This window comes from Nocardiopsis quinghaiensis (assembly GCF_008638365.1).
GTDB lineage: Bacteria > Actinomycetota > Actinomycetes > Streptosporangiales > Streptosporangiaceae > Nocardiopsis > Nocardiopsis quinghaiensis.
This window is the reverse complement of record NZ_VWVU01000028.1, coordinates 69,071-91,689: the sequence shown is the minus strand read 5'-3', so window position 1 is coordinate 91,689 and position 22,619 is coordinate 69,071. Positions and strand designations below refer to the sequence as shown.

Sequence of the window (22,619 nt, the reverse complement as noted above, 5' to 3'; positions counted from 1 at the left end):
ACACGGTGCTCCCCGCGCACGCGGGGATGGTCCCGGAGCGGTTGCGGCGCCAGCGCGGCTACCCGGGTGCTCCCCGCGCACGCGGGGATGGTCCCAAGCCAGAGACCCCCGCAGCCTCAGAGCCCGTGTGCTCCCCGCGCACGCGGGGATGGTCCCGGCACGACGGTACGGACGATCGACGCAAGCATGTGCTCCCCGCGCACGCGGGGATGGTCCCGGCCCACGTCGCCGAGAGGTTGCGGGACCGGGGTGCTCCCCGCGCACGCGGGGATGGTCCCGACATCAGCCCGCTGGTCGCGGTCACGCTCGCGTGCTCCCCGCGCACGCGGGGATGGTCCCGTGAGCCGCCCTTTGGCGGGGTCGACCCAGTCGTGCTCCCCGCGCACGCGGGGATGGTCCCCGGGCGGTTGAGGTGGCCGCGCGACTGATGCTGTGCGGTTTCGGCAGGGTCCACAGGAGCGGGGGCGGGCACACCGGGGCACGCGGAGTCCGTCGGTCCCGCCCTGGCTCCGCTGGTGCCCCGCCCTTGGTTCGGTGCGTGTCCGCTCACCGCGCATCATCTCCCCAGGTGCGCCGGGTGGTGTGCTGATCCCGAGTGGTCATGACCGCTCGGGTGGAACCTCCTTCGTGTCGAGGCGAACGCCGCACTTCGGTCTGTCCGTTTCTCTCCGTAGCAGCACCTCAGAAGGAAAATAATGCCGCATAGCGCTCCTACCTGCGGTGATGATGAACGTGGACGTTTTCTGCCCTCCGAGTTCCGGGTACGCGTGGTTACTGACCGCGAACATCGACGAGGGGACGCGGACATGGCGCACGGCATCGCGAGAAGGTGCGAGCTCGACCGGCTGAGGGGATTCCACGAGGAAGGCCGGACGTGAACGACCGCACCACCCCGGCCCTCGCCCCCTCGGCGACCAGCGGCTGCTCCACCACCACGGCGGTGCGCGGCTCCCTGGTCTGGTTCGGCACCGACCCCTTCCTCACCTCCAGCGAACAGGCGCTCGAGTACGTGGAGGACGGCCTCCTGGTCTCCCAGAACGGCAGGATCACCGCGGCGGGGCCGTACACCGAGCTGGCGGACGGCCTTCCCACCGGCACCACCGTCGTTCACTACCGGGACAAGCTGATCCTGCCCGGGTTCGTCGACCCCCACGTGCACTATGTGCAGACCCGGATCATCGGAGCCTACGGCGACCAACTCCTGGACTGGCTGCACAACCACGTCTACCCGGAGGAGGTCCGCTTCGCCGATCCGGCCTACGCCCGCCGGTTCGCAAAACTGTTCTGCGACCAGATCCTGCGCAACGGCACCACGACCGCGCTGGTCAACTGCGCGACCTATCCGGTCTCGGTCGACGCCCTGTTCGAGGAGACCACCCGCAGGGGCATGCGAGTGGCGGCGGGCAAGGTCCTCATGGACCGCAACGCCCGCCCCGACCTGCTGGACGCATCCCCTCTCCAGGGCTACGAGGAGTCCGAGGCGCTCATCCGCAAGTGGCACGGCGTCGGCCGGAGCCTCTACGCCATCACGCCCCGGTTCGCCGTGGCCTGCACCGACGAGATGCTCCGGTCGGCCGGAGAACTGTGGAGTGAACACCCCGGCACCCTCGTACAGGCACACCTGGCGGAGAACACGAGGGAGGTCAGGGAGGTCCGCGCGCTCTTTCCGGACCGCAAGGACTACGTCGACGTCTACGAGCACCACGGCCTCCTCGGGCGCGGGGCGGTCTTCGCCCACGCCGTGCACATGGACAAGCGCGAGTGGCGGCGCCTGTCCGCCACCGGCAGCGGGATCGCGCACTGTCCCACCTCCAACCTGTTCCTGGGCAGCGGATTGTTCGCCATGCGCGAGGCCAGGAAGCCGAAGCGCCCCGTGTACACCGGTCTCGGCACGGACGTGGGCGGGGGCACGAGCCTGTCGCTCATGCAGACCATGAACGAGGCCTACAAGGTGGGCCAGCTCGGCCTGCTGCCCATGGACGGAACCAAGCTCTTCTACCTGGCGACCCTCGGCGGGGCGAGTGCCATGGGCCTGGACGGGGTCGTGGGCTCGCTCGCCCCGGGCAACGAGGCCGACTTCGTGGTCCTGGACCCTTCGGCCACGCAGTTGCTCGCCGTGCGCACGGCCGAGAGCGAGACCGTCGACGACCTGCTCTTCGCCCTCGCGAACCTGGGCGACGACCGGGCCGTAGCCGCCACCTACGTCAACGGGCGCATCGCGCACGAGCGCGACCCGTGCCTGGACGCCAAACCGGATCGTGCGGGGCGCCGCCGCTGGACGAGGTCGCTCAACAAGGAGCTGCGGTGGTTCAGGTTCGAGGAGGACGCGGGCTGGTCCAAGGACCTGGAGGTGCCGAACGCGTGGTCTCCCTACGCGCCCGGTGTCGAGGCGTACAAGAGCCGCCTGTACTGCCTGCACCAGAACACGTTCCAGGACGAGTCCCTGTGGTGGGACGTCTACGACAAGGACACCGGCTCATGGCGGGGTGACAGGGCGCTTCATGACGCACTCGGTGCCCCCGTGCCCAGTTACGGGCCGCTGTCGGTCTCCCACGCCAACGACCACCTGTACTACGTGCACCACCGCGCCTACTCCGACTCCCGGCTCTGGTGGGCGCGCTACAACACCGAGGAGGGTGAGGCCGGCTGGTCGTCGGACCAGGTCGTCAAGGAGGCCGACGGCCGGGAGGTGCGAGCCTCGGGCGCGTCCCTCACCGTCTACGACGGACGCCTCTACTGCGTCCTGAGGCGTGAGGACGGCCGGTTGCGTTGGCTCACCCACGACACCCGCTCCGGGGAGTGGAGCGCAGAGCGGGACGTGCCGGGAGGACTCACCTCGTCACGCACCCCGGTGGTCGAACGCTTCAAGGACCGCCTCTACTGCGTCCATGACCGCGGGGACGGCCAGCTCTACTGGCTCACCTACGACAGCGCGTCCGGGCGCTGGAGCGGAAGCCGGCGGATCGAGGGCCCCGATGGCGCACCCGTTCACACCTCGTACACCCCGGCGATCACCCGCTACAACGACTACTTGTACTGCGTTTTCCACCAGGAGGACGCCAGCGGGTGGGGACGGCTGTGGTGGACCCGCTACGACGAGGAGAAGGGGTGGAGCCGACCCGAGCGGGCCGGGAACGCCATCTCCTCTCCGGGGTTCGACATATCCGCCTTTCACGGCCCTCTGTTCTGCGTCCATCGGGGCTGAGCCGCCCCCTGTGCCCGGCAGCGGTCGGGACGGTGCCGAACCGGCACCGTAGACCCCGCTTCCCCGCTGTCGCGGGCCAGGCGGGGTGACACGTCCGCGCCGTTGCCCGGGCTCATCCGCTCGGCGGTCTGCGCGGCCTTCCTCCCGGGTTTCCCCGACCTCGGGACCGGGCCGAAGCCGGCGCTGCCCCAGTGCCATTGCCATGCGTGCGCGTACTCATACGGCGGGTGACCAACACCCGGAAAGACGAAGGAGAGACTCATGACCCAGCCTGTGGTGTTCTATCTCAACGGCGACAGGATCGAACTCGACGCCCCCTCTCCCGAGCTCCTGCTCGTGGACTACCTGCGCGCGTCCGACGTCGGGCTGACCGGAACGAAGAAGAGCTGCGGCCAGGGGGGATGCGGCGCGTGCACCGTCGTCCTCTCGCACTGGGACGCCGAGCACGAGGCGGCCGAGCACCGGGCCGCCAACGCCTGCCTGCGCCCGGTCTGCTCCCTGGACGGCCTGGCGGTCACCACCATCGAGGGCACCGGCGCCGCGCGCCGACCGGTCCCCGAGAGCCTCAGCCACCAGGTGTTCCACTCCCGAGGGGCCGCCCCACCCGATTTCACGCTGCCCGTCGTCGCCGACGCGGCCCAGACAGCGGCCGAGATCGCCCAGAGCACCGACGCACCCGCCGACGGCACCACCGCCCCGAAGCACGCCGCCGACTCCGACACGGACTCGACGCCCCTGTGCCACATGAACCCCGTCGCCTACCGCCTGGCCGCCAACAACGGCACCCAGTGCGGCTTCTGCACCCCCGGCTTCGTTATGAACATGACCGAGTTCCTGGTCAACCACCCCAGAGCCACCAAGGCCGATATCGAGCACGCCCTCGACGGGAACCTGTGCCGCTGCACCGGCTACCGGCCCATCCTCACCGGCATGAAGACCTTCGCCGAGGACTGGAGCGAGCAGGACGAGAAGAACCGCATGAAGTGCCTGCCCGAACCCGTGTGCTGCCCGCCCGACCCCCACGCACGCCCCACCCTCGACCTCCCCGAGGGCGCCAGGACACCCCCGCGCGCGTTCACCGTCAAGGCCCGTGACACCACCTGGCACACCGTGACCACCCTCAGCGGCCTCAAACAGGTCATGGCCGCCACCCCGGCCGGCACCCGCCGCCTGGTCTGCGCCAACACCTCCTACGGCGTCTATCCGGAGGAGTTCCGTGCCGCGCGCGACCTCGTCGACATCCGCCACATCCCCGAACTCCACGGAACCCGGGAGAACGACGACCACGTCCAGGTGGGCGCCGCCACCACCTACACCGACCTCATCACCACGCTGGACACGGTGATCACCTCCCACCAGGACCAGGGGGACACCGCCGCGCTGGAGGCCCTGCGCCTCATGGCCCGCCGCACCGCCGGGACCGTCCTGCGCAACACCGCGACCCTGGGCGGCAACACCATGATGGTGCTGCGCCACATCACCACGGGCGAGTTCTTCCCCTCCGACCTGTTCACGGCCCTGGTCGCGGTGGAAGCCGAGATCACCTACTGGCTCGCCTCCACCGAACAGCGGTACACGGTGAGCGCCGGGGAGCTGGTAGCCCGGGTCACCAAGGCCCCCGAGCTCCTCGACGACCTTGTGCTGATCCACTACGCGCTGCCCCTGCTGACCGACGGGTTCCACGTCATGGCCCACAAGACAGCGCTGCGCGAGGTCAACTCCCACTCCCTGGTCAACGCCACCACCTGCCTGGCCAGGGAGTGGGACGGGGAGGATGACGAGGACGGGGACGGCCTGTCGTTCAGCGCCGCCCACCTGGTGTTCGGCGGCGTCGCGGCCTCCCCGTGGAAGGCCGCCGACACCGCGAGGGCACTCCTCGACGAGCCCCTCACCTTCGCACGTGTGCCCGACCTGCTCGCCCGGCTGCGCACGGAGGTCGGACAGGCCCTGCGCGACTCCGCCCCGCGCCGGGCCGCCGCGCCCTCCGAGGGCATCACCGACGCCTACCTCGCCGACCTGGTCTGTGCGTTCCTGCACAAGACACTGATCATGGCGCTCCTGAAGTGGGACCCGGACCAGGTGCCCGCCGAGGAGCGCTCCGCCGTGGAAGCGCCCTGGGGCAGCAGGCCCGTCAGCGACGGTACCCAGAGCTGGTCCAGCCAGGACTGGCGCCAACCCGTCGCCGAGCCCCACACCAAACGCCTGGCGATGTACCAGGCCTCCGGCCAGCTCCGCTACACCCACGACGTCCATGCCGTCCCGGCCACCGCCCACTGCGTCCTGGTGACCAGCCGCAGGGCGCTGGCCAAGTTCACCCTCACCACTCCTGGCGACAGCCGTGCCTCCGGTCCCGAGGCGTTGAGCGCGCACCTGGCCGACCGCTACCCCTCCGCCTTCCTCGGGCTCGTCACCCACCAGGACGTGCCCGCGGTCGGTATCAACAAGCAGGGCATGGGCGCGGACCAGCCCCTGTTCGCCGAGAAGCAGGTGAGCTACCTCGGCCAGGCCCTCGCCCTCGTGGCGGCCCGCAGCGAACAGGAGGCCGCAGAGATCGCCGAGTACGTCACCGCCCACTGCGTCACCTACGCCCCCGTGGACTGGTCCGAGCCCTGGAAGGAGCCGATCCTGACCCTGGACGAGGCCATCCGCCACGGCAGCGTCTTCCCCGACTGCCCCGAGGAGGCGGCCTTCGTCTCCCACATCTGGAAGATCACCCGCCCCGGCAGCCGCTTCGACTGGACCACCTCCGGCAAACCGCCGCTCGAACGCACCCCCCTCCACCGCCAGGCCAGTGTCGACGGCCTCACCTGCGAGGTCGTGGAGAGCGCCCAGAGCACGGGAGGCCAGGTCCACTTCTACATGGAGACCCAGGCCTGCCTGGTCGACCCCCTGGACGGCGACCGGTGGCTGGTGCGCCCCTCCACGCAGAGTCCGATGGAGATGCACCAGACCGCCGCCATGGCCCTGGGCGTGGAGCACCACCGCATCCAGGTCCACGTGGACCAGGTCGGCGGCGGCTACGGCGGCAAGACGGAGGCCGCCCGGTTCGTCACCGGCCCCGCCGTCGTGGCCGCCCACGCCCTGCGCAGGCCGGTCCGCCTGGTCCTGCCCCGCGACCAGGACACCGCACTCATCGGCAAGCGCCACCCCTACTACGGCCAGTACCAGATCGCCGTCGACGACGGGAGGGCCGACCCCGCCGACCGGGGCCTGATCCGCGGGATGCAGACCCGCATGTGGGGCGACGGGGGAGCGTTCTACGACTGCTCCTTCATCGTGGCCAACTGCATCCAGCTGCGCGCGGACAACGCCTACCGTGTTCCCAACTTCGAGAACCAGATCGACGTGTGCCGTACCAACACCGCGCCCAACACCGCCTTCCGGGCGTTCGGTGACATCCAGGGCAAGATCATCACCGAGAACGCCATCGACGACGCCGCCCACGTCCTCGGCATGACCGCCGAACAGGTACGGGAGAAGAACCTCTACGAGCGGGGCGACGTCACCCCCTTCGGCCAGCCCCTGACCTACTGCTACATGAAGGAGGTCTGGGCCTACCTGGAGGAGGTCGGCGACTACGAGAACACACTGGCCCGGGTCAGGAGGTTCAACTCCGAGAACCGCTGGCGCAAACGCGGAGTGGCCATGGTGCCGGTCAAGTACGGATCCGGCTACAACCTCACCATGCTCGAACAGGCCGCCGCGCACGTGGCCGTCCACGCCGGTGACGGCAGCGTCGTCATCCACCAGGGCGGCGTGGAGATGGGGCAGGGCCTGGTGACCAAGGTCGAGCAGATCGCCTCCCACATCCTCAACGTCCCGCTGAGCCTGCTCCGGGTGGAGGGCCCGCGCACCAGCGTCATCCCCAACCCCACCAGCACTGGGGCCTCCACCGGTACCGCCTACAACGGCGAGGCCGTCAAACAGGTCTGCGAAAGTCTGCGCCGGCGCCTCGCCGACTTCGGCACCCGCATGCTCCGGGAACAGGGGCCGGACTGGTGCAAGGCGCAGGGCATCGACTACTGGAACCACGGCGAGCAGGGGTGGGCGGCCAGGACCGAATCCGGAAAACTCGTCTGGCAGAACCTGGTCCAGCTCGCCTACGCCCACCGGGTGGACCTGGTCACGGCCTTCACCGCGCCCATCACCGGCGGTGAGGCACCCCTGCCCGCACTGACCTACAAGCCCAGGGAACAGCAGCCCAGCATCCCGGGCGTCAAGGTCCACCCCGACGCCGTCCCCGGCGGCGGCGTGGACTCCTTCAGCGGGTTCACCTACTCCGCCGCCTGTTCGGAGGTGGAGGTGGACGTCCTCACCGGCGAGGTCACCGTCCTCAGGTCCGACATCGTCTACGACATCGGCTGGAGCATCAACCCCGCACTCGACGTCGGCCAGATCGAGGGGGGCTTCGTCCAGGGCCTGGGCTACCTGCTCACCGAACACCTGCCCCGCGAGACGGCGGGGAAGGAGCGGGGCCGCCTCAACAGCACCAACACCTGGAGGTACAAGCCCCCGGCGACCTCGACCATCCCCCTCCGGATGAACACCCACCTCTTCCCCCGGGAGAAGGCCGCCTCTGTGCCCGACAACCCCAACGACCTGATGTCGTCCAAGGAGATCGGCGAACCGCCGCTGGTACTGGCCTCCAGCGTGTTCTTCGCCGTGAAGTCGGCCGTGCGCGCCGCGCGGCTGGAGAACGGGCTGGACGGACTGTTCCGTTTCGACGCCCCCGCCACGGTGCAGGAGGTCCGCCGGGCCTGCCGGGAGTAACCGCCCCACCCGGCCCCGGTTCCGTGATGAGTGCCGTTCCGTTGGACCGGGGCCGCCCCGGACAGCCCGGGACGGCTTCCCGGAGCCGGGGAGGCCGGGGCCGCGGTGGAACAGAGGGCCGCCGGGGTGCTCCCCGCGCACGCGGTGACGGCCCCGGCCTACGCGTCGCTCGTGGCGCGGGCCGGGGAGACGCTCTCCCGCGAGTCGGAGCCTGCCCTCTCCAGGGCCGCGTCGATGAGCACCTCGGCGGCCTCGCGCGCCCGGTCGGCCGTCTCCGCCTGACCCGTGATCGCGGCGGTGGTCTGCGCCCCCTCCGCCAGGAGCGCGAGCTGCGCGGCGAGGGAGGAGTCCGCGCCGATCCGTTCCACCAGCTCGCCCAGGTAGCGCTGGAAGGACACCTTGTGCTCGCGCGCGATGTCGGCGACGTCGGAGTTGACCGCACCCAGCTCCGCGAAGGCGTTGACGAACCCGCACCCCCGGAAGTCCTCCTCGCAGAACCAGTCGGACAGGAAACCGTAGACCGCCAGCAGCTTCTCCCGGGGAGTGCCGGCCGCGTTCACGTGCTGGTCCAGCCCCTCGACCCACATCCGCCGCCGGCCCCGCAGGACGGCCATGACGACGTCGCCCTTGGAGGGGAACAGCTGGTAGAGGCGGCGCAGCGAGACCCCGGCGGCGTCCCGCAGCTGGTCCATGCCCACGGAAGAGAAGCCCCGCGTGTAGTAGAGCCGGTCGGCCGCGGCGATGATCCGTTGGCGGTACTCCTCTTTGTTCATGTCCATGTCCGCCAGTGTACTTGCGTTGAGAACGATCGTTCTCTAGACTTCAGAACAAGCGAGAACGATCGTTCTCGCCCATTGGCTCAGATGAGAACAACCGTTCTCATCCAGGGGGAGAGGTCCATCATGGGGCGCATCACCGTCGGAACCGAGAACAGCACTCCGATCGAGCTGTACTACGAGGACCGGGGCACCGGCCAGCCGGTCGTCCTCATCCACGGCTACCCGCTCGACGGCCACTCCTGGGAGAAGCAGGCCGCCGCCCTGCTCGACACCGGGTACCGGGTCATCACCTACGACCGCCGCGGTTTCGGGCAGTCCTCCCAGCCCTCCACCGGCTACGACTACGACACCTTCGCCGCCGACCTCAACACGGTCCTGGAGACGCTCGACCTCACCGACGTCGTCCTGGTCGGCTTCTCCATGGGCACCGGCGAGGTCGGCCGCTACCTGGGCACCTACGGTTCCGCCCGCGTCGCCAAGGCCGCCTTCCTGGCCTCCCTGGAGCCGTTCCTGCTCAAGACCGAGGACAACCCGGACGGTGCCGCGCCCCGGGAGTTCTTCGACGGCGTCGTCGCCGACGTCAAGGCCGACCGGTACGCCTACTTCACCGACTTCTACAAGAACTTCTACAACCTGGACGAGAACCTGGGCACCCGCATCAGCGAGGAGGCCGTCCGCAACAGCTGGAACGTCGCGGCGGGCTCGGGCGCGGTCGCCGCGGCGGCGGCTCCGCTGACCTGGTTCACCGACTTCCGCGCCGACATCCCCAAGATCGACGTCCCCGCGCTGATCCTGCACGGCACCGCGGACAACATCCTGCCGATCGACGCCACCGGCCGCGCGTTCTCGGCCCTGCTGCCGTCGGCGGACTACGTCGAGATCGAGGGCGCCCCGCACGGCCTGCTGTGGACCCACGCCGAGGAGGTCACCGAGGCACTGCTGGCCTTCCTCGCCAAGTAGGGCGGGGGAGCGGGGAAACGGTCACGGAGTGACCGGTGGTCCCGGGGGCGCGTTCGACGGGGGCGCTCCCGGGACCTTCCGCGTGATCGGCGTGATCGGCGTGATCGGAACCGTCAACGGCCGGGTTCGGCCTTCGCCACTCCTCGGCCGTGCGCTGGCGGGGGACCAGGGGACTGGTGTCCTTGGCGCCGTCGTCTATGACCGACAGACGCAGCACGGCCCCGGCGTCCGGCGCGGTGTGCACGGCCAGGGTGCGGATGACCCTGCCGTCGGCCTCTCCCGACCGCGAGTGCTCGACGGCGTTGGCGAACATCTCGCTGGCGCACAGCACCACGGTCTCGACCAGGTCGTCACCGAGCCCGGTGAGCCGGGCCAGGTCGGTGCGCAGGTCCGAGCGCACGCGGCTGGTGGTGGCCAGGGTTTCGGGGTAGAGGCGCGGCTCCCAGCGCCGCTCCGGGTGAGCGGTGGCGACAGAGGTCTGCGGCACAATGACCATGCCGGTATCTCCTTTTTCTGTTGGGTTTTGTGTGCTGGCCGTGCCCTGGAGGCGGACTAACGCCTGCCAGGGCCTTGACGTGTCCGGCCGGTGACACGTGGGGGAGGAACCCGTGATCAGCCCTTGGCGGCGGCGGTGTCATACGCGTCGCTGACCCCGTGGGGGAGGCCCGTGGTGAGGGCGCGCCGCCTGGGCTCGTCGGGGAAGCGTTCGATGACCCGGTCCAGCAGCCGCAGGGAGTCGGCGGCCGACAGGGCCACGCCCTGGAGGGTGGCGAACAGGTCGGTGTAGCCCTTGATGTGCGTGGCGTCGGTGACCAGGTGGCCCGGACCGCGCGGATGCGGGGTGTAGGCGAGGCTGTGGCGCGGGGAGAAGGCCAGCGTCCAGAACACGCCGCGCAGGCCGGGGTGGGGCGCCGTGCCCTGGGGAAGCAGGTGGACCGTGACGCGGTCGCCGGTGGCCAGGTCGCGAAGGCGGGTGAGCTGGGTGCGCATGACGCCGGGTGAATCGTCAGCGAGGCCGCGATCCGCACCACTGTGGGTGGCTCTAGTCTGATGGCAGAACAAGTCCGGCATCTCATTCAGACTGCGGAGCAGCCGAACGTAACCCTTCAGGTGCTGCCTTTCGAGGCAGGAGCCCACGCGGCCTTGGAGATCGGAAACTTCATCCTGCTCACGCTGGATGAGTTGACGGTACTCGTGACCGTCACCGATACCACGAGTCTTTTTTGGGATGATCAGGAATCGCTGGAGCGCTACTCCGGTGTGTTCGAACGCCTGCTTGCGGACGCCTGGCGGCCCGCGCAGACGCTCACCTTCCTGGATGGTGTTGCCAGAGCCTTGGAGAAGGAGTAGCAATGAAGCCGCGCCCCGCTAAGTGGTTCAAGTCAAGCTACAGCGGAACCTCGTCCAACTGTGTCGAGGTTGCTGACTTGAACGAAGGAGCGGCGATGCGGGACACCAAGCATCGGGAAGCGGGGCCCTTGCTTTCCCCAGTATTGAGTGGCATGTCTTCCTTGAGAGCGTCAAGACGGACAGGTAGCGCTAGCTCCGGATTGGCAATTGAGTTATTTTTGGGTTTTTGGGGCTTATGTCTGAATTTCGAGAAGTTGGAAAATTGGCTGCTTGCCGCTGGTAAGTTCGCAGGTCGTGGACTGTGCTCCCCGCGCATGCGGGGATGGTCCCAGGAGCACACCCCCGGCTTCCAGGCCGGAAGGGTGCTCCCCGCGCATGCGGGGATGGTCCCTGCCTGTCGGCGGCGGCAAGAGCTTGGGTGTAGTGCTCCCCGCGCATGCGGGGATGGTCCCAAACCCCTGAGAACATGAAGCCCGGAGAGCCAGTGCTCCCCGCGCATGCGGGGATGGTCCCGGCGCCCGCGAAAGCTACGGCGAGGACACACTGTGCTCCCCGCGCATGCGGGGATGGTCCCGGGTCCGGGGCCGGGGGCGGCGTGGGTGTGGTGTGCTCCCCGCGCATGCGGGGATGGTCCCGAGGTCGTGGAGTTCTACATCGGCCCCGTCGAGTGCTCCCCGCGCATGCGGGGATGGTCCCTGACGTCGCGGTCGTTGGCCAGGTCCAGGCCTGTGCTCCCCGCGCATGCGGGGATGGTCCCAGGTCTTCGAGGAACGCCACGTTCGGCGCGGCGTGCTCCCCGCGCATGCGGGGATGGTCCCGACAGCAGCGAGCCGATCGACGTGAACCCCATGTGCTCCCCGCGCATGCGGGGATGGTCCCGAGTGGCGCGCGCTGCTGGGAGGGCTGGGCGGGTGCTCCCCGCGCATGCGGGGATGGTCCCCACCTAGGGCCGCCTCGTCCGCGAACACGAGGGTGCTCCCCGCGCATGCGGGGATGGTCCCAAGATGCGCGAGGAGTAGCCCGCCGTCCCCGCGTGCTCCCCGCGCATGCGGGGATGGTCCCGCGGTGCGCGAGTTGCGGCTGTACCTCATGGAGTGCTCCCCGCGCATGCGGGGATGGTCCCGGCATCATCGACCCCGCCGACCTGGAGGTGCAGTGCTCCCCGCGCATGCGGGGATGGTCCCAGCTGGCGGCCGTCGTCGTCCAGACCCGCGACGTGCTCCCCGCGCACGCGGGGATGGTCCCCACGCCAGCGACGCCAGCAGTCTCGCGACGGGGTGCTCCCCGCGCACGCGGGGATGGTCCCCCCTCGGCCGCTTCACCGAGCACGGGCAACAGGTGCTCCCCGCGCACGCGGGGATGGTCCCTGACGCGGTCTTCACTACCAAGCGACTCCGAGGTGCTCCCCGCGCACGCGGGGATGGTCCCATCGTGGGCCAGGCGACGGTGCGCTCCGGGGTGTGCTCCCCGCGCACGCGGGGATGGTCCCTGAGTGACGAACCTTATAGTGAACCTTGGAATGTGCTCCCCGCGCACGCGGGGATGGTCCCTTCTTCAAGGTCTTGTAGGAGGGCACGAGCGAGTGTTCCCCGCGCATGCGGGGATGTGTCCGGCGCACAGAGCACGTGGTTTGCACGTGCGGGCGGGTTCCTCATGGCCGGATGCGGTCAGAGCGGATATGGGCGTTTGGCTGCGGAAGGTCGCTGAGCTCCTGTTCAATGTCGGCCATGACAGACGAGGGTCGCCCCCAGCCCTGGAAAGACCGCCTCTCCACGGCTGCTCGCCAAATATGGGCCAAGCACGACTTCGACTCCGACGGCTGGTTGCCCCTGTGGCGTCACATGGCCGACAGCGCCGCCGTCGCGAGCAAGCTGTGGGACGAGTGGCTCCCCTCCCAGGTACGTGACCAGATCAGCCACGTACTCCCCGAGGGCGAAGACGAAGCCCGAACCCTCGCCATCTGGCTGGCCGCCACTCACGACATCGGCAAAGCCACCCCTGCCTTCGCCTGTCAGGTCGAACAACTCGCCGAGCGCATGCGCCACGAAGGCCTGGAGATGCCCCTCCAGAAACAGATGGCCGACCGCCAACGCGCGCCCCACGGCCTGGCCGGACAGCTGATCCTCCGCGACTGGCTGGTGCAGCGCCACGGCTGGAAGGAACGTTCCACCCACCAGCTCACCGTCATCGTCGGAGGCCACCACGGCACCCCTCCGAGCATTGGTGCCATCGCCGACCTGGCCCGACGTCCGGAACTACTCCGCACCCCCGGGCACGAACAGGTCTGGGCTACGGCACAGCGGGAGCTCCTGGACGCGGCGGCGCAGGAAACAGGGGCGTCCGACCGGCTCGGGGACTGGACAGCCCTCAAACTCCCGCAGACCGCGCAAGTACTCCTCACCGCCCTGGTCATCACCGCCGACTGGATCGCCAGCAACCCCGAGCTGTTCCCCTACTTCCCCGGCGAACGCGGCACTGACCCCGAGCGCACCGAACACGCCTGGCACCTCCTGGACCTGCCACAACAGTGGAAGGCCGAAAAACCGGAAGGCACCACCACCGGGCTCTTCAAGGCCCGTTTCGACCTCCCGGCCGGAGCGACACCCCGTCCCGTCCAGGAACAGGCCGTCGAGGCAGCGCGGGAGATGACGGGTCCGGGTCTGATGATCATCGAGGCCCCGATGGGCGAGGGCAAGACCGAAGCCGCCCTGACCGCGGCGGAGATCTTCGCCGCCTGCTCCGGAGCGGGCGGCTGCTTCGTCGCCCTCCCCACCATGGCCACAAGCAACGCCATGTTCCAGCGCTACCTGAACTGGCTCGAACGCCTCCCCGGGATGCCCGAGGAAGCCACCTCAGTCTTCCTCGCCCATTCCAAGGCCCACCTCAACAGGGACTTCACCAAGCTCATGGGCGGCGGCCACCGCCTGGCCACCGACACCGACCGGGACAGCGACGACGCCCCCGCCAACAGGCAGGCTCCCAGCGAACTGGTCGCCCACCACTGGCTCCGGGGCCGCAAGAAGGGCATGCTGTCCTCCTTCTCGGTCGGCACCGTCGACCAACTCCTGTTCATGGGTCTCAAGAGCCGCCACCTGGCCCTCCGCCACCTCGCCATGGCGGGCAAGGTCGTCGTCATCGACGAGGCCCACGCCTACGACACCTATATGAACGCCTACCTCGACCGCGCCCTCTCCTGGCTCGGCCAGTACGGAGTGCCGGTCATCGTTCTCTCCGCGACCCTGCCCGCCCGTCGCAGGCGTGAGCTGGTCGACGCCTACACCGACACAACCGGAGACACGGACAACCACGCGGTGGAGAGCGCCCGCGAGTACCCGCTGGTCACCACCGCCGAGCGCGGCCGTGCATCCCGCGTCCACGCCCCCGCCGCATCCGGCCGATCGACCGACGTCACCGTGGAACCCCTGGACGACGACCTCGACGTACTCGCCGATCGCCTCGGAGGGGAACTGGCCGAAGGCGGCTGCGCCCTGGTCGTGCGCAACACGGTCGCCCGTGTCCACGAGGCCGCTGCTCACCTGCGTGACCGCTTCGGAGACGGCGCGGTGACCGTCGCGCACTCACGCTTCCTCGACCTGGACCGGGCCTCCAGGGACGAGCAGCTCCTGCGGGAGTACGGCTCGCCCGCCAGGGTCGCCGAGCTCGGTGGAGATCGTCCCACCAGGCACATCGTGGTCGCCAGCCAGGTCGTGGAGCAGTCCCTGGACGTCGACTTCGACCTGCTGGTCACCGACCTCGCCCCGGTCGACCTGGTACTCCAGCGCATGGGCCGCATGCACCGCCATCCGCGCGGGGAGGAGCAGAGCGATCGGCCCCCACGCCTTCGCCGCGCCCGCTGCCTGATCACCGGAGTCGACTGGGCCGAGACACCGCCCCGGCCAGTACGGGGTTCGCGGACGGTCTACGGCGAGTACGCCCTCCTGCGTTCCCTTGCCGTACTGCGCTCCCGCCTGGAAGCCGACACCGACACCGACGCCGGTCCCGACGCCAGCCCTACCATGCGTCTGCCCGACGACATCAGCCCTCTGGTCCAGGACGCCTACGGCGGCGCCGAAGCAGCCCCGTCCACCTGGCAGGAGCGGATGGCCGAGGCCCTGAAGGCGCACGAGCAGCAGCACGCGCGCAAGGGTGAGAAGGCACAGACCTTCCTCCTCAACCCGGCGGGCCGGGACGGCAGGGGCCTCATCGGCTGGGTCGACGCCGGGGTCGGCGACGCCGACGACACCCAGGGCGGAAAGGCCCAGGTCCGCGACACCGGCGAGAGCCTGGAGGTTCTGGTGGCGCGGCGTCACGCCGACGGCACGGCCACCACCGTCCCCTGGCTGACCGAGGGCCGCGGCGGTCTGCCCCTGCCCATCGACGCGGTGCCTTCTCCCCGTGCCATCCGCGCCCTGGCCGCCTCCGGCCTACGCCTGCCCTACCAGCTGACCGTCTCCGGCGCGGTGATCGAGCAGGCCATCACCGAGCTCGAAGCCGAGATCGTGCTCGCCTGGCAGACCAAGGACGCCCACTGGATCGCCGGGGAGCTCGTCCTGTTCCTGGATGAGGGCAACCGCGCCGAGCTGGCCGGGCACACGCTCCACTACACAGAATCCGACGGACTAGAGGTCCACCGTGCCGACTGACGCCACCGTGCCCCCGCCCACCTCCTTCGACCTGATCTCACGCTCCTGGATCCCGGTCCAGCGCCTCGACGGGGGAGAGGCCGCGCTCTCCCTGGCCGAGGTCTTCGAACAGGCCCCGGACATCCGACGCCTCGTCGGTGACGTGCCCACCCAGGACTTCGCGCTCCTGCGCCTCCTCCTGGCGATCCTGCACGACGCGGTCGAAGGCCCTGGAGACGTCGACGAGTGGGAGGAACTGTGGGAGGACGGCATCCCGGCGGACCGGGTGCGCGCCTATCTCAGCGAACACCGTGACCGCTTCGACCTGCTGCACCCCGCCACGCCGTTCCTCCAGGTCGCGGACCTGCGCACCGGCAAGGGCGAGCACTCCCCGCCTGACCCGATCGTGGCGGACGTGCCCAACAACGCGCGCTTCTTCACCATGCGAGCGCACGGTGCCGAGCGGCTGACCTTCGCCGAGGCCGCACGCTGGCTTCTGCACGCCCACGCCTACGACACCTCGGGCATCAAGTCGGGCGCGGTCGGCGACCCCAGACTCAAGGGCGGCAAGGTCTACCCGCAGGGGGTGGGCTGGGTCGGAAACCTCGGCGGGGTGTACGTGGAGGGCGACGACCTCCAGCAGACCCTCCTGCTCAACCTCGTCGCCTCCGGGGAGCAGAGCCTCAACCTGCGCACGGATGCGGCAAAGGACGCACCAGCCTGGCGCCGTCCCCAGAACACCGCCGAACCCCTGGCGGGCGCGGAGGCCGAGACCCGACCGCACGGGCTGCGCGACCTCTACACCTGGCAGAGTCGCCGGATCCGCCTGCACCACGACGGCGAAGGCGTCCACGGTGTCCTGCTCGCCTACGGCGACCCGCTCACCGCACGCAACAAGCACCAGCGCGAGCCCATGACCGCGTGGCGCCGCAGCCCCGCCCAGGAGAAGAAGCTTCGGGAGGCCCCGGTCTACCTTCCGCGCGAGCACGACCCCGCCCGCAGCGCCTGGCGCGGACTCGGCGCGTTGGTCACGGGGTACGCCCGCGGCGCGGAACAGCGCCAGGAGGCGGCGAAGATCGTGCGTCCGCGCATCCTGGACTGGATCGCGCTCCTCGCCTTCGAGAACCTTCTGTCCAAGGACTTCCTGGTCCGCGCCCGTATCGTCGGCGCCGTCTACGGCACCCAGCAGTCCGTCATCGACGAGATCGTGGACGACGCCGTGGCCATGCCCGTCGTCCTGCTCCACGACCGGGACGGCGCCCTCGCTCGGACAGCGGTCGACGCGGTCACCGACGCGGAGGAGGCGGTCACCGTCCTGGGCGACCTGGCCACCGCCCTCGCCGAAGCGTCGGGCGCCGACGGGGAGGGCCCGCGCGCGAACGCCCGCGACCGGGGGTTCGCGGAACTGGATGAGCCCTTCCGCAAGTGGCTGCGCGGCCTCAACACCGCCGAACCCCCTCTGGAACAGCGCCGCCACTGGCAACTTCAGGCACACCAGACTGTTTTCCAGCTTGGCGCCGAACTCATGGACACAGTTGGAGAAGCGGCCTGGACCGGTCGGGTCATCGCCACCAAGAAGGGCTCGGTCTGGCTCACCGCTTCCCGGGCCGATCTGCGTTTCCGCGCCGGCCTGCGCAAGGTGCTTCCCCTGACCATCCCCGACGACTCCCCGGAGGAAGAACAGTGACCACCACGAGCCCTGCCGAGTTCGTGCCCAAACTCAGGGACATCGGGGAGTTGGTCGACGAACGCGTCCGCCAGCTCCAGGGCGGCTACCTGAAGGACCTCTCCGAGGCCGTCGCCACCCTGGCCAGACTGCGCCGGGGCGCGGGCAAACCGATCGATGCGGTCCCGGAGCTGGTGGGACTGACACTGGACCACCGCTTCTACGAGAGGTTCGGCATCGACGACGACCCCCGGACCGGGGCAGCGGAGGCGGCGGTGCACGGGGCCCTCACCCTCTACGCCCTGCATCAGCAGTCCAAACGGGACCGGGGCATGCACAAACGCGGACGCGATCTCGGCGGAGCCGTCCGCCGACTCATGCCCTCCGGGGATATCGACGAACCGCTGCGCAGGAGGTTCGTGCAGGTCGGAAGCGCCACCGACCCCGCCACCCGTCTGGACCGGCTCCGGGGGATCGTCAAGCTTCTGCGCGCCCAGGACATTCCGCTCGACTACGGGCTTCTCGCCGACCAGCTCTACGAGGCCCGCACGCCTGCCGGGGCGGCCCGGGTCCGCCGGCTGTGGGGCCGCGGATTCCAGGCTCACCGCCCCCAGGGGGCAGCCGAGGCCAACGATGCCGCCGACGGGCCGGAGACCGAGACCGGCGTCGAGGACTGACTGCGCCGCCTTTCCAACACCCCCCCCACCAGCTTTCTGCCCCCATGTGCCCGTTGGCGGGCACCGACAGGACGAGGACACACCATGAGCCGCACCATTCTCGACGTGCACGTGCTGCAGACCGTGCCGCCCAGCAACCTCAACCGCGACGACACCGGCGCCCCCAAGACGGCCGTCTACGGCGGGGTCCGCCGCTCCCGGGTCTCCAGCCAGGCGTGGAAGCGAGCCACCCGGCTCGCCTTCGACGCCCTGGTCGACTCGCAGGAGCTGGGCACCCGGACCAAGCGTGTGGCGGAGCTGGTCGCCTCCCGCATCAGCGAGATCGCCCCGGACGTCGATGAGGCCGAGGCGCTGACCCTGGCCGCCGAGGTCTTCCATTCGATTCTCGGAAAGAAGCTGGAGGTTCCGAAGCGGAAGGCTGATGCTGCAAAACAGAAGGGCGAGAAGGAGCCCGCCCCCGAGTCGGCCTACCTGATGTTCCTCAGCGCCCGCCAACGTGACGGACTCGCCGAGCTCGCCGTGGAGGGCCGTGAGGACATCAAGGCCTTCCTCAAGGACAAGGACAACAAGGCGAAGGCCAAGTCGATCGCCGACACCCGCCACTCGGTGGACATCGCCCTGTTCGGCCGAATGGTCGCCGACGGCGCCGACATCAACGTGGACGCCGCCGCGCAGGTCGCACACGCCATCAGTGTCCACGCGGTGGAGAACGAGTCGGACTACTACACGGCCGTGGACGACCAGAACCCCGAGGAGGACACTGGCGCGGGCATGATCGGCACGGTGGAGTTCAACTCCGCGACGCTGTACCGGTACGCGGCCGTGGACGTGGACCTGCTCGGGAAGAACCTGGGGGAGGGGCTGCGCGAGGACGAGCCCGTCAGTGAGCCGTTGCGCCGCGCGGTGGAGGCGTTCGTGCGCGGGTTCGTGGCGTCACTGCCCACCGGCAAGATCAACACCTTCGGCAACCACACCCTGCCCGACGCGGTCATCGTCAAGCTGCGCGACGCGCGCCCGATCAGTTTCGTGGGGGCCTTCGAGGCTCCGGTCGAGACCGGGGAGGAGCGCGGGTTCGTCGCAGGGGCGTGCAGGCAGCTCGCCGAGCACGCCGAGGAAATCGAGCGGGCCTACGGCGCCGAGGGCACCCGTGGGTGGGTACTGCGGATCGGTGAGCGGACCAAGCCGCTGGCGGAGCTCGGTACCCAGGCGCGGAGTCTGGACGAACTGGTCGGAGGAGTCGGCGAGGCAGTGGCGCAGCGCGTGGAGAGCGACGCATGAGCGTGCTGGCCCTCGTCCTGGCGGGTCCCCTCCAGTCGTGGGGGTCGGCCTCCCGGTTCGCCCGGCGCGGCACCGAGCACGCCCCCACCAAGAGCGGGGTGCTCGGGCTGCTGGCCGCCGCCCAGGGACGCGACCGGACCGCCGACCTGTCCGACCTGGCGGCGCTGCGCTTCGGCGTGCGCGTGGACCAGCCGGGAACCCGCGTGCGTGACTACCAGACCGCCAAACACCTGGTCACCGGCACGTCCATGCCGGTGTCGGAGCGCTTCTACCTGTCCGACGCCGTGTTCGTGGCGGCGGTGGAGGGGGAGGAATGCCTGGTCGCCGAGCTGTACCGGGCGGTCCGTAGCCCCGTCTACCTGCCCTATCTCGGCAGGCGGTCCTGCCCTCCAGCCCGGCCGGTCGACCTGGGCGAGCCGGTGGACGGCCGGGTCGAGGACGTCCTGCGGGAGCAGCCCTGGCAGGCCGCCCGGTGGTACCAGCGGCAGTGGCGGTGGCGCGCCCGGGAGGAGGTCGAGTTGAGCACCCTGGTCGACGCCGCGCCGGGGGAGACCCGGGCCGACTCACTGCGCGATCTGCCGCTCAGCTTCGACCCGCTGCACCGCCGGTACGCCCTGCGTACGGTACTGCCCGACTCGGTTCGCGTCCCCAACCCGACGGCTCGCAGGAACGCGCTGCCCGACCACGACCCCACGGCCGTGCTGGGAGGAAACTGATGCACCTGACCCGATTCCGGTTCAACACCCATCGTCCTGGCGCGAGGAGACTGCTGTCCTCGCCGCAGGCCATGCACGCCGCCGTCATGGGGTCCTTCCCCGATCTGCTGCCGGGCGACCCCGGTGCGCCCCGGGTGCTGTGGCGGGTGGACCGCAACGCCGCGGCGGAGGTGTTCCTCTACGTGGTGAGCCCCGCCCGGCCCGACCTGACCCACGTGGTGGAGCAGGCCGGGTGGCCGACCAACCCCGAGGGCACATGGCGGACCCACGACTACACCGGGTTCCTGGACGGGTTGGAGGCCGGGCAGTCGTGGGCGTTCCGGCTCACCGCCAATCCCGTGCACAGCATCCGGCGCAAGGACGGGGAACCCACCAAGGTCACCGCGCACGTGACCCCCCGCCACCAGGCGGGATGGCTGCTGAAGCGGCAGGAGGCGTGCGGTTTCGAGATCGTGCGCAGGTCAGCCGACCAGCAGTTGCTCCCGGGTGAGGACGAACACGAACTACTCGTGCACGACCGCGGCGCGCGCGGCTTCGACAAGCCCGACCCGCGCCCGGACAGGCGCGGGAAGCGGATGCGGGTTCCCGTGGTCACCGCGACCTTCGACGGGCGGCTTACCGTGACCGATCCCGACGCGTTGCGCCGCACGCTGTGCGCGGGCCTGGGACGGGCCAAGGCGTACGGGTGCGGGTTGATGACCCTGGCGCCGGTGGGCTGAGGCATGGGAACCGTGGGCAGGCGTAGGACATCGGGTCCGCGCGAGCTGACGAGGGTGGGCGACCGCTTGTCGTTCTTGTACCTGGAGCGGTGCATCGTGCACCGCGACTCCAACGCCATCACCGCCGAGGACGGTGACGGGACGCGCTACCTGCCGTCCGCGACCATCGGCACGCTGCTGCTGGGGCCCGGGACGAACGTCACCCACTCGGCCATGAGCCTGCTCGGCGAGTGCGGGGCGACGGTCGTGTGGGTGGGGGAGCACGGGGTGCGTTACTACGCGGCGGGGAGGGCGTTGACGCGGTCCTCCCACATCGTGGAGGCGCAGGCGAAGGCGTGGGCCAACCGGCAGCGGCGGCTGGACGTGGCGCGGGCGATGTACAGGATGCGTTTCCCGGACCTGGAGGTGGAGGCGTTCGGTCGCCAGGGGCTTCTGGGAAAGGAGGGGGACCGGGTCAAGGCGTGCTACCGGGAGCAGTCCGAGCGGACCGGTGTGCCGTGGCACGGGCGTAGGTACACGCCCGGTGACCACGACGTCTCGGACCCTCCGAACAAGGCGGTCACGTCGGCCGCCCAATGTTTCTACGGGGTCGCGCACGCCGTGACCGCCGCCCTCGGGTGCAGCCCGGGGCTGGGGTTCGTCCACTCGGGGCACGAGCGCGGTTTCGTGATGGACGTGGCGGACCTGTACAAGGTGGAGATCGGCATCCCCGTGGCCTTCGACGCGGCGGCGCAGGGGGACGACGACGTGGACGGGGTGACGCGCAGGCTGCTGAGGGACCGGATCAACCAGGACGGTCTGCTGGACCGGTGCGTGCGCGACGTCAAGGCCCTGCTGCTCGGTGAGGACCAGGAGGGGAACGAGGACCTCGCCGACACGGTCGGTCTGGTGGGCGACCGTGGCGAGCTGCTGGAATCGGGTTACAGCTACACCGACGAGGTGGTCTGGTGACGGTCGTCGTGCTCACGAACTGCCCGGCCGGGCTGCGCGGGTTCCTGACCCGGTGGCTCATGGAGATCTCGGCCGGGGTGTTCATAGGCAACCCGTCGCGTCGGATCCGGGAAGTGCTGTGGGCGGAGGTGAAGGAGTACGCGGGGAACGGGAGGGCGTTGCTGGCGTACAGCACCGATTCCGAGCAGGGGTTCACCTTCGAGACCTTCGAACACCACTGGGAGCCGGTGGACCACGAGGGGCTTACCCTGATGCACCGCCCCAAGAAGGTGGTGGAGGAGGACAGGCGCCCGCCGAAGAAAGGGTGGAGCAAGGCCTCGAAGAGACGGCGCTTTGGTGGGCGATGAGTTGTTTGGGATTTATGTGGCCTGTGGTGCGCGTGTCCGTCTTTGAAGAAGTTGGAAAAACGGCCGCTTGCCATTGGTAAGTTCGCAGGTCGTTGACTGTGCTCCCCGCGCACGCGGGGATGGTCCCCAGAAATCGACGTTTTCGGGATTCCCGGCCATGTGCTCCCCGCGCACGCGGGGATGGTCCCTCACCAGGACGCCGACGGCGCAGAGGTCATCAGTGCTCCCCGCGCACGCGGGGATGGTCCCACGTCGTTCGTCTTCATCTTCCAGCAGAAGACGTGCTCCCCGCGCACGCGGGGATGGTCCCTGGTGCTGGTCGATCTCCAACAGCGTGTGCAGGTGCTCCCCGCGCACGCGGGGATGGTCCCGTGGGTGGGTTCCACGAACTCACCATCGGAGAGTGCTCCCCGCGCACGCGGGGATGGTCCCCGTAGGACGGTTTGGGCGGCGGGGTCCTTGTTGTGCTCCCCGCGCACGCGGGGATGGTCCCTCCCACGGCACCGGCCGCAGGGTCGAACTCGTGTGCTCCCCGCGCACGCGGGGATGGTCCCCGCCCTGATGCACTCCTCCCAGTAC

Annotated in this window: 15 protein-coding genes, 1 pseudogene and 3 CRISPR repeat arrays (1 of these 19 cut by a window edge); of the genes and pseudogenes, 13 read left to right on the top strand and 3 right to left on the bottom strand. The window is 69.8% G+C overall.

Annotated features, from left to right (window positions below; genetic code table 11):
• Positions 1-5 precede the first annotated feature (5 nt).
• A CRISPR array of direct repeats spans positions 6-400; the repeat unit is 29 nt; unit sequence GTGCTCCCCGCGCACGCGGGGATGGTCCC.
• Positions 401-874: 474 nt separating this feature from the next.
• Positions 875-3,205 carry a guanine deaminase gene (gene guaD / locus FYX01_RS22200; protein WP_150244228.1) on the top strand — a complete coding sequence of 777 codons (2,331 nt, stop codon included), beginning with the start codon at positions 875-877 and terminating at the stop codon, positions 3,203-3,205.
• Between the two features lie 261 nt (positions 3,206-3,466).
• Entirely contained in the window at positions 3,467-7,975 is a 4,509-nt protein-coding gene (locus tag FYX01_RS22195) for a molybdopterin cofactor-binding domain-containing protein (RefSeq protein WP_150244226.1), read from the top strand.
• A gap of 158 nt (positions 7,976-8,133) precedes the next feature.
• Here the strand turns inward: FYX01_RS22195 and FYX01_RS22190 are convergent, their stop codons facing one another.
• Positions 8,134-8,754 carry a TetR/AcrR family transcriptional regulator gene (locus FYX01_RS22190; protein WP_223830589.1) on the bottom strand — a complete coding sequence of 207 codons (621 nt, stop codon included), beginning with the start codon at positions 8,752-8,754 and terminating at the stop codon, positions 8,134-8,136.
• Between the two features lie 123 nt (positions 8,755-8,877).
• On the opposite strand from FYX01_RS22190, the gene FYX01_RS22185 reads away from it, so the two are divergent.
• A complete protein-coding gene (locus FYX01_RS22185) occupies positions 8,878-9,714 on the top strand; it encodes an alpha/beta fold hydrolase (protein WP_150244352.1) in 837 nt (278 codons plus the stop codon).
• Here the strand turns inward: FYX01_RS22185 and FYX01_RS22180 are convergent.
• Positions 9,680-10,210, bottom strand: coding sequence for an ATP-binding protein (locus FYX01_RS22180; RefSeq protein ID WP_150244224.1), 531 nt, complete (start codon positions 10,208-10,210; stop codon positions 9,680-9,682). The genes FYX01_RS22185 and FYX01_RS22180 overlap by 35 nt on opposite strands.
• A gap of 116 nt (positions 10,211-10,326) precedes the next feature.
• On the bottom strand, positions 10,327-10,704 hold the full coding sequence (locus FYX01_RS26330; RefSeq protein WP_190394433.1) for a Scr1 family TA system antitoxin-like transcriptional regulator: 378 nt from the start codon (positions 10,702-10,704) through the stop codon (positions 10,327-10,329).
• A gap of 60 nt (positions 10,705-10,764) precedes the next feature.
• Between FYX01_RS26330 and FYX01_RS22170 the strand changes: the two genes are divergently transcribed.
• From FYX01_RS22170 to cas2e, 10 genes and pseudogenes are all read left to right on the top strand, one after another.
• Positions 10,765-11,064 (top strand): Scr1 family TA system antitoxin-like transcriptional regulator, encoded by a 300-nt coding sequence (locus FYX01_RS22170; RefSeq protein WP_150244222.1) that lies wholly within the window; start codon positions 10,765-10,767, stop codon positions 11,062-11,064.
• Positions 11,065-11,066: 2 nt separating this feature from the next.
• Positions 11,067-11,144, top strand: a pseudogene (locus FYX01_RS27310) (DUF397 domain-containing protein); the annotation flags it as partial.
• Between the two features lie 221 nt (positions 11,145-11,365).
• Positions 11,366-12,675: a CRISPR direct-repeat array (repeat unit 29 nt; unit sequence GTGCTCCCCGCGCACGCGGGGATGGTCCC).
• 116 nt (positions 12,676-12,791) lie between these two features.
• A complete protein-coding gene (gene cas3, locus FYX01_RS22160) occupies positions 12,792-15,707 on the top strand; it encodes a CRISPR-associated helicase Cas3' (RefSeq protein WP_394350495.1) in 2,916 nt (971 codons plus the stop codon).
• On the top strand, positions 15,697-17,373 hold the full coding sequence (gene casA, locus FYX01_RS22155; protein ID WP_150244218.1) for a type I-E CRISPR-associated protein Cse1/CasA: 1,677 nt from the start codon (positions 15,697-15,699) through the stop codon (positions 17,371-17,373). Before cas3 ends, casA begins: the two co-directional genes overlap by 11 nt.
• On the top strand, positions 17,370-18,029 hold the full coding sequence (casB, locus tag FYX01_RS22150; RefSeq protein WP_150244216.1) for a type I-E CRISPR-associated protein Cse2/CasB: 660 nt from the start codon (positions 17,370-17,372) through the stop codon (positions 18,027-18,029). The genes casA and casB overlap by 4 nt, the downstream gene beginning before the upstream one ends.
• Positions 18,030-18,113: 84 nt before the next feature.
• Complete coding sequence (cas7e, locus tag FYX01_RS22145) at positions 18,114-19,307, top strand: type I-E CRISPR-associated protein Cas7/Cse4/CasC (protein ID WP_150244213.1); 1,194 nt, start codon at positions 18,114-18,116, stop codon at positions 19,305-19,307.
• Positions 19,304-20,023 (top strand): type I-E CRISPR-associated protein Cas5/CasD, encoded by a 720-nt coding sequence (cas5e, locus tag FYX01_RS22140; RefSeq protein ID WP_150244211.1) that lies wholly within the window; start codon positions 19,304-19,306, stop codon positions 20,021-20,023. Before cas7e ends, cas5e begins: the two co-directional genes overlap by 4 nt.
• Positions 20,023-20,742, top strand: a complete 720-nt coding sequence (gene cas6e, locus FYX01_RS22135; RefSeq protein WP_150244209.1) for a type I-E CRISPR-associated protein Cas6/Cse3/CasE — start codon at positions 20,023-20,025, stop codon at positions 20,740-20,742. Before cas5e ends, cas6e begins: the two co-directional genes overlap by 1 nt.
• A gap of 3 nt (positions 20,743-20,745) precedes the next feature.
• The gene (cas1e, locus tag FYX01_RS22130; RefSeq protein WP_150244207.1) at positions 20,746-21,693 is read left to right on the top strand and encodes a type I-E CRISPR-associated endonuclease Cas1e; all 948 of its coding nucleotides are present in this window, start codon (positions 20,746-20,748) and stop codon (positions 21,691-21,693) included.
• A complete protein-coding gene (gene cas2e, locus FYX01_RS22125; protein ID WP_150244204.1) occupies positions 21,690-22,040 on the top strand; it encodes a type I-E CRISPR-associated endoribonuclease Cas2e in 351 nt (116 codons plus the stop codon). Before cas1e ends, cas2e begins: the two co-directional genes overlap by 4 nt.
• Before the next feature lie 98 nt (positions 22,041-22,138).
• A CRISPR array of direct repeats spans positions 22,139-22,619; the repeat unit is 29 nt; unit sequence GTGCTCCCCGCGCACGCGGGGATGGTCCC; it runs 1,256 nt beyond the window's last position.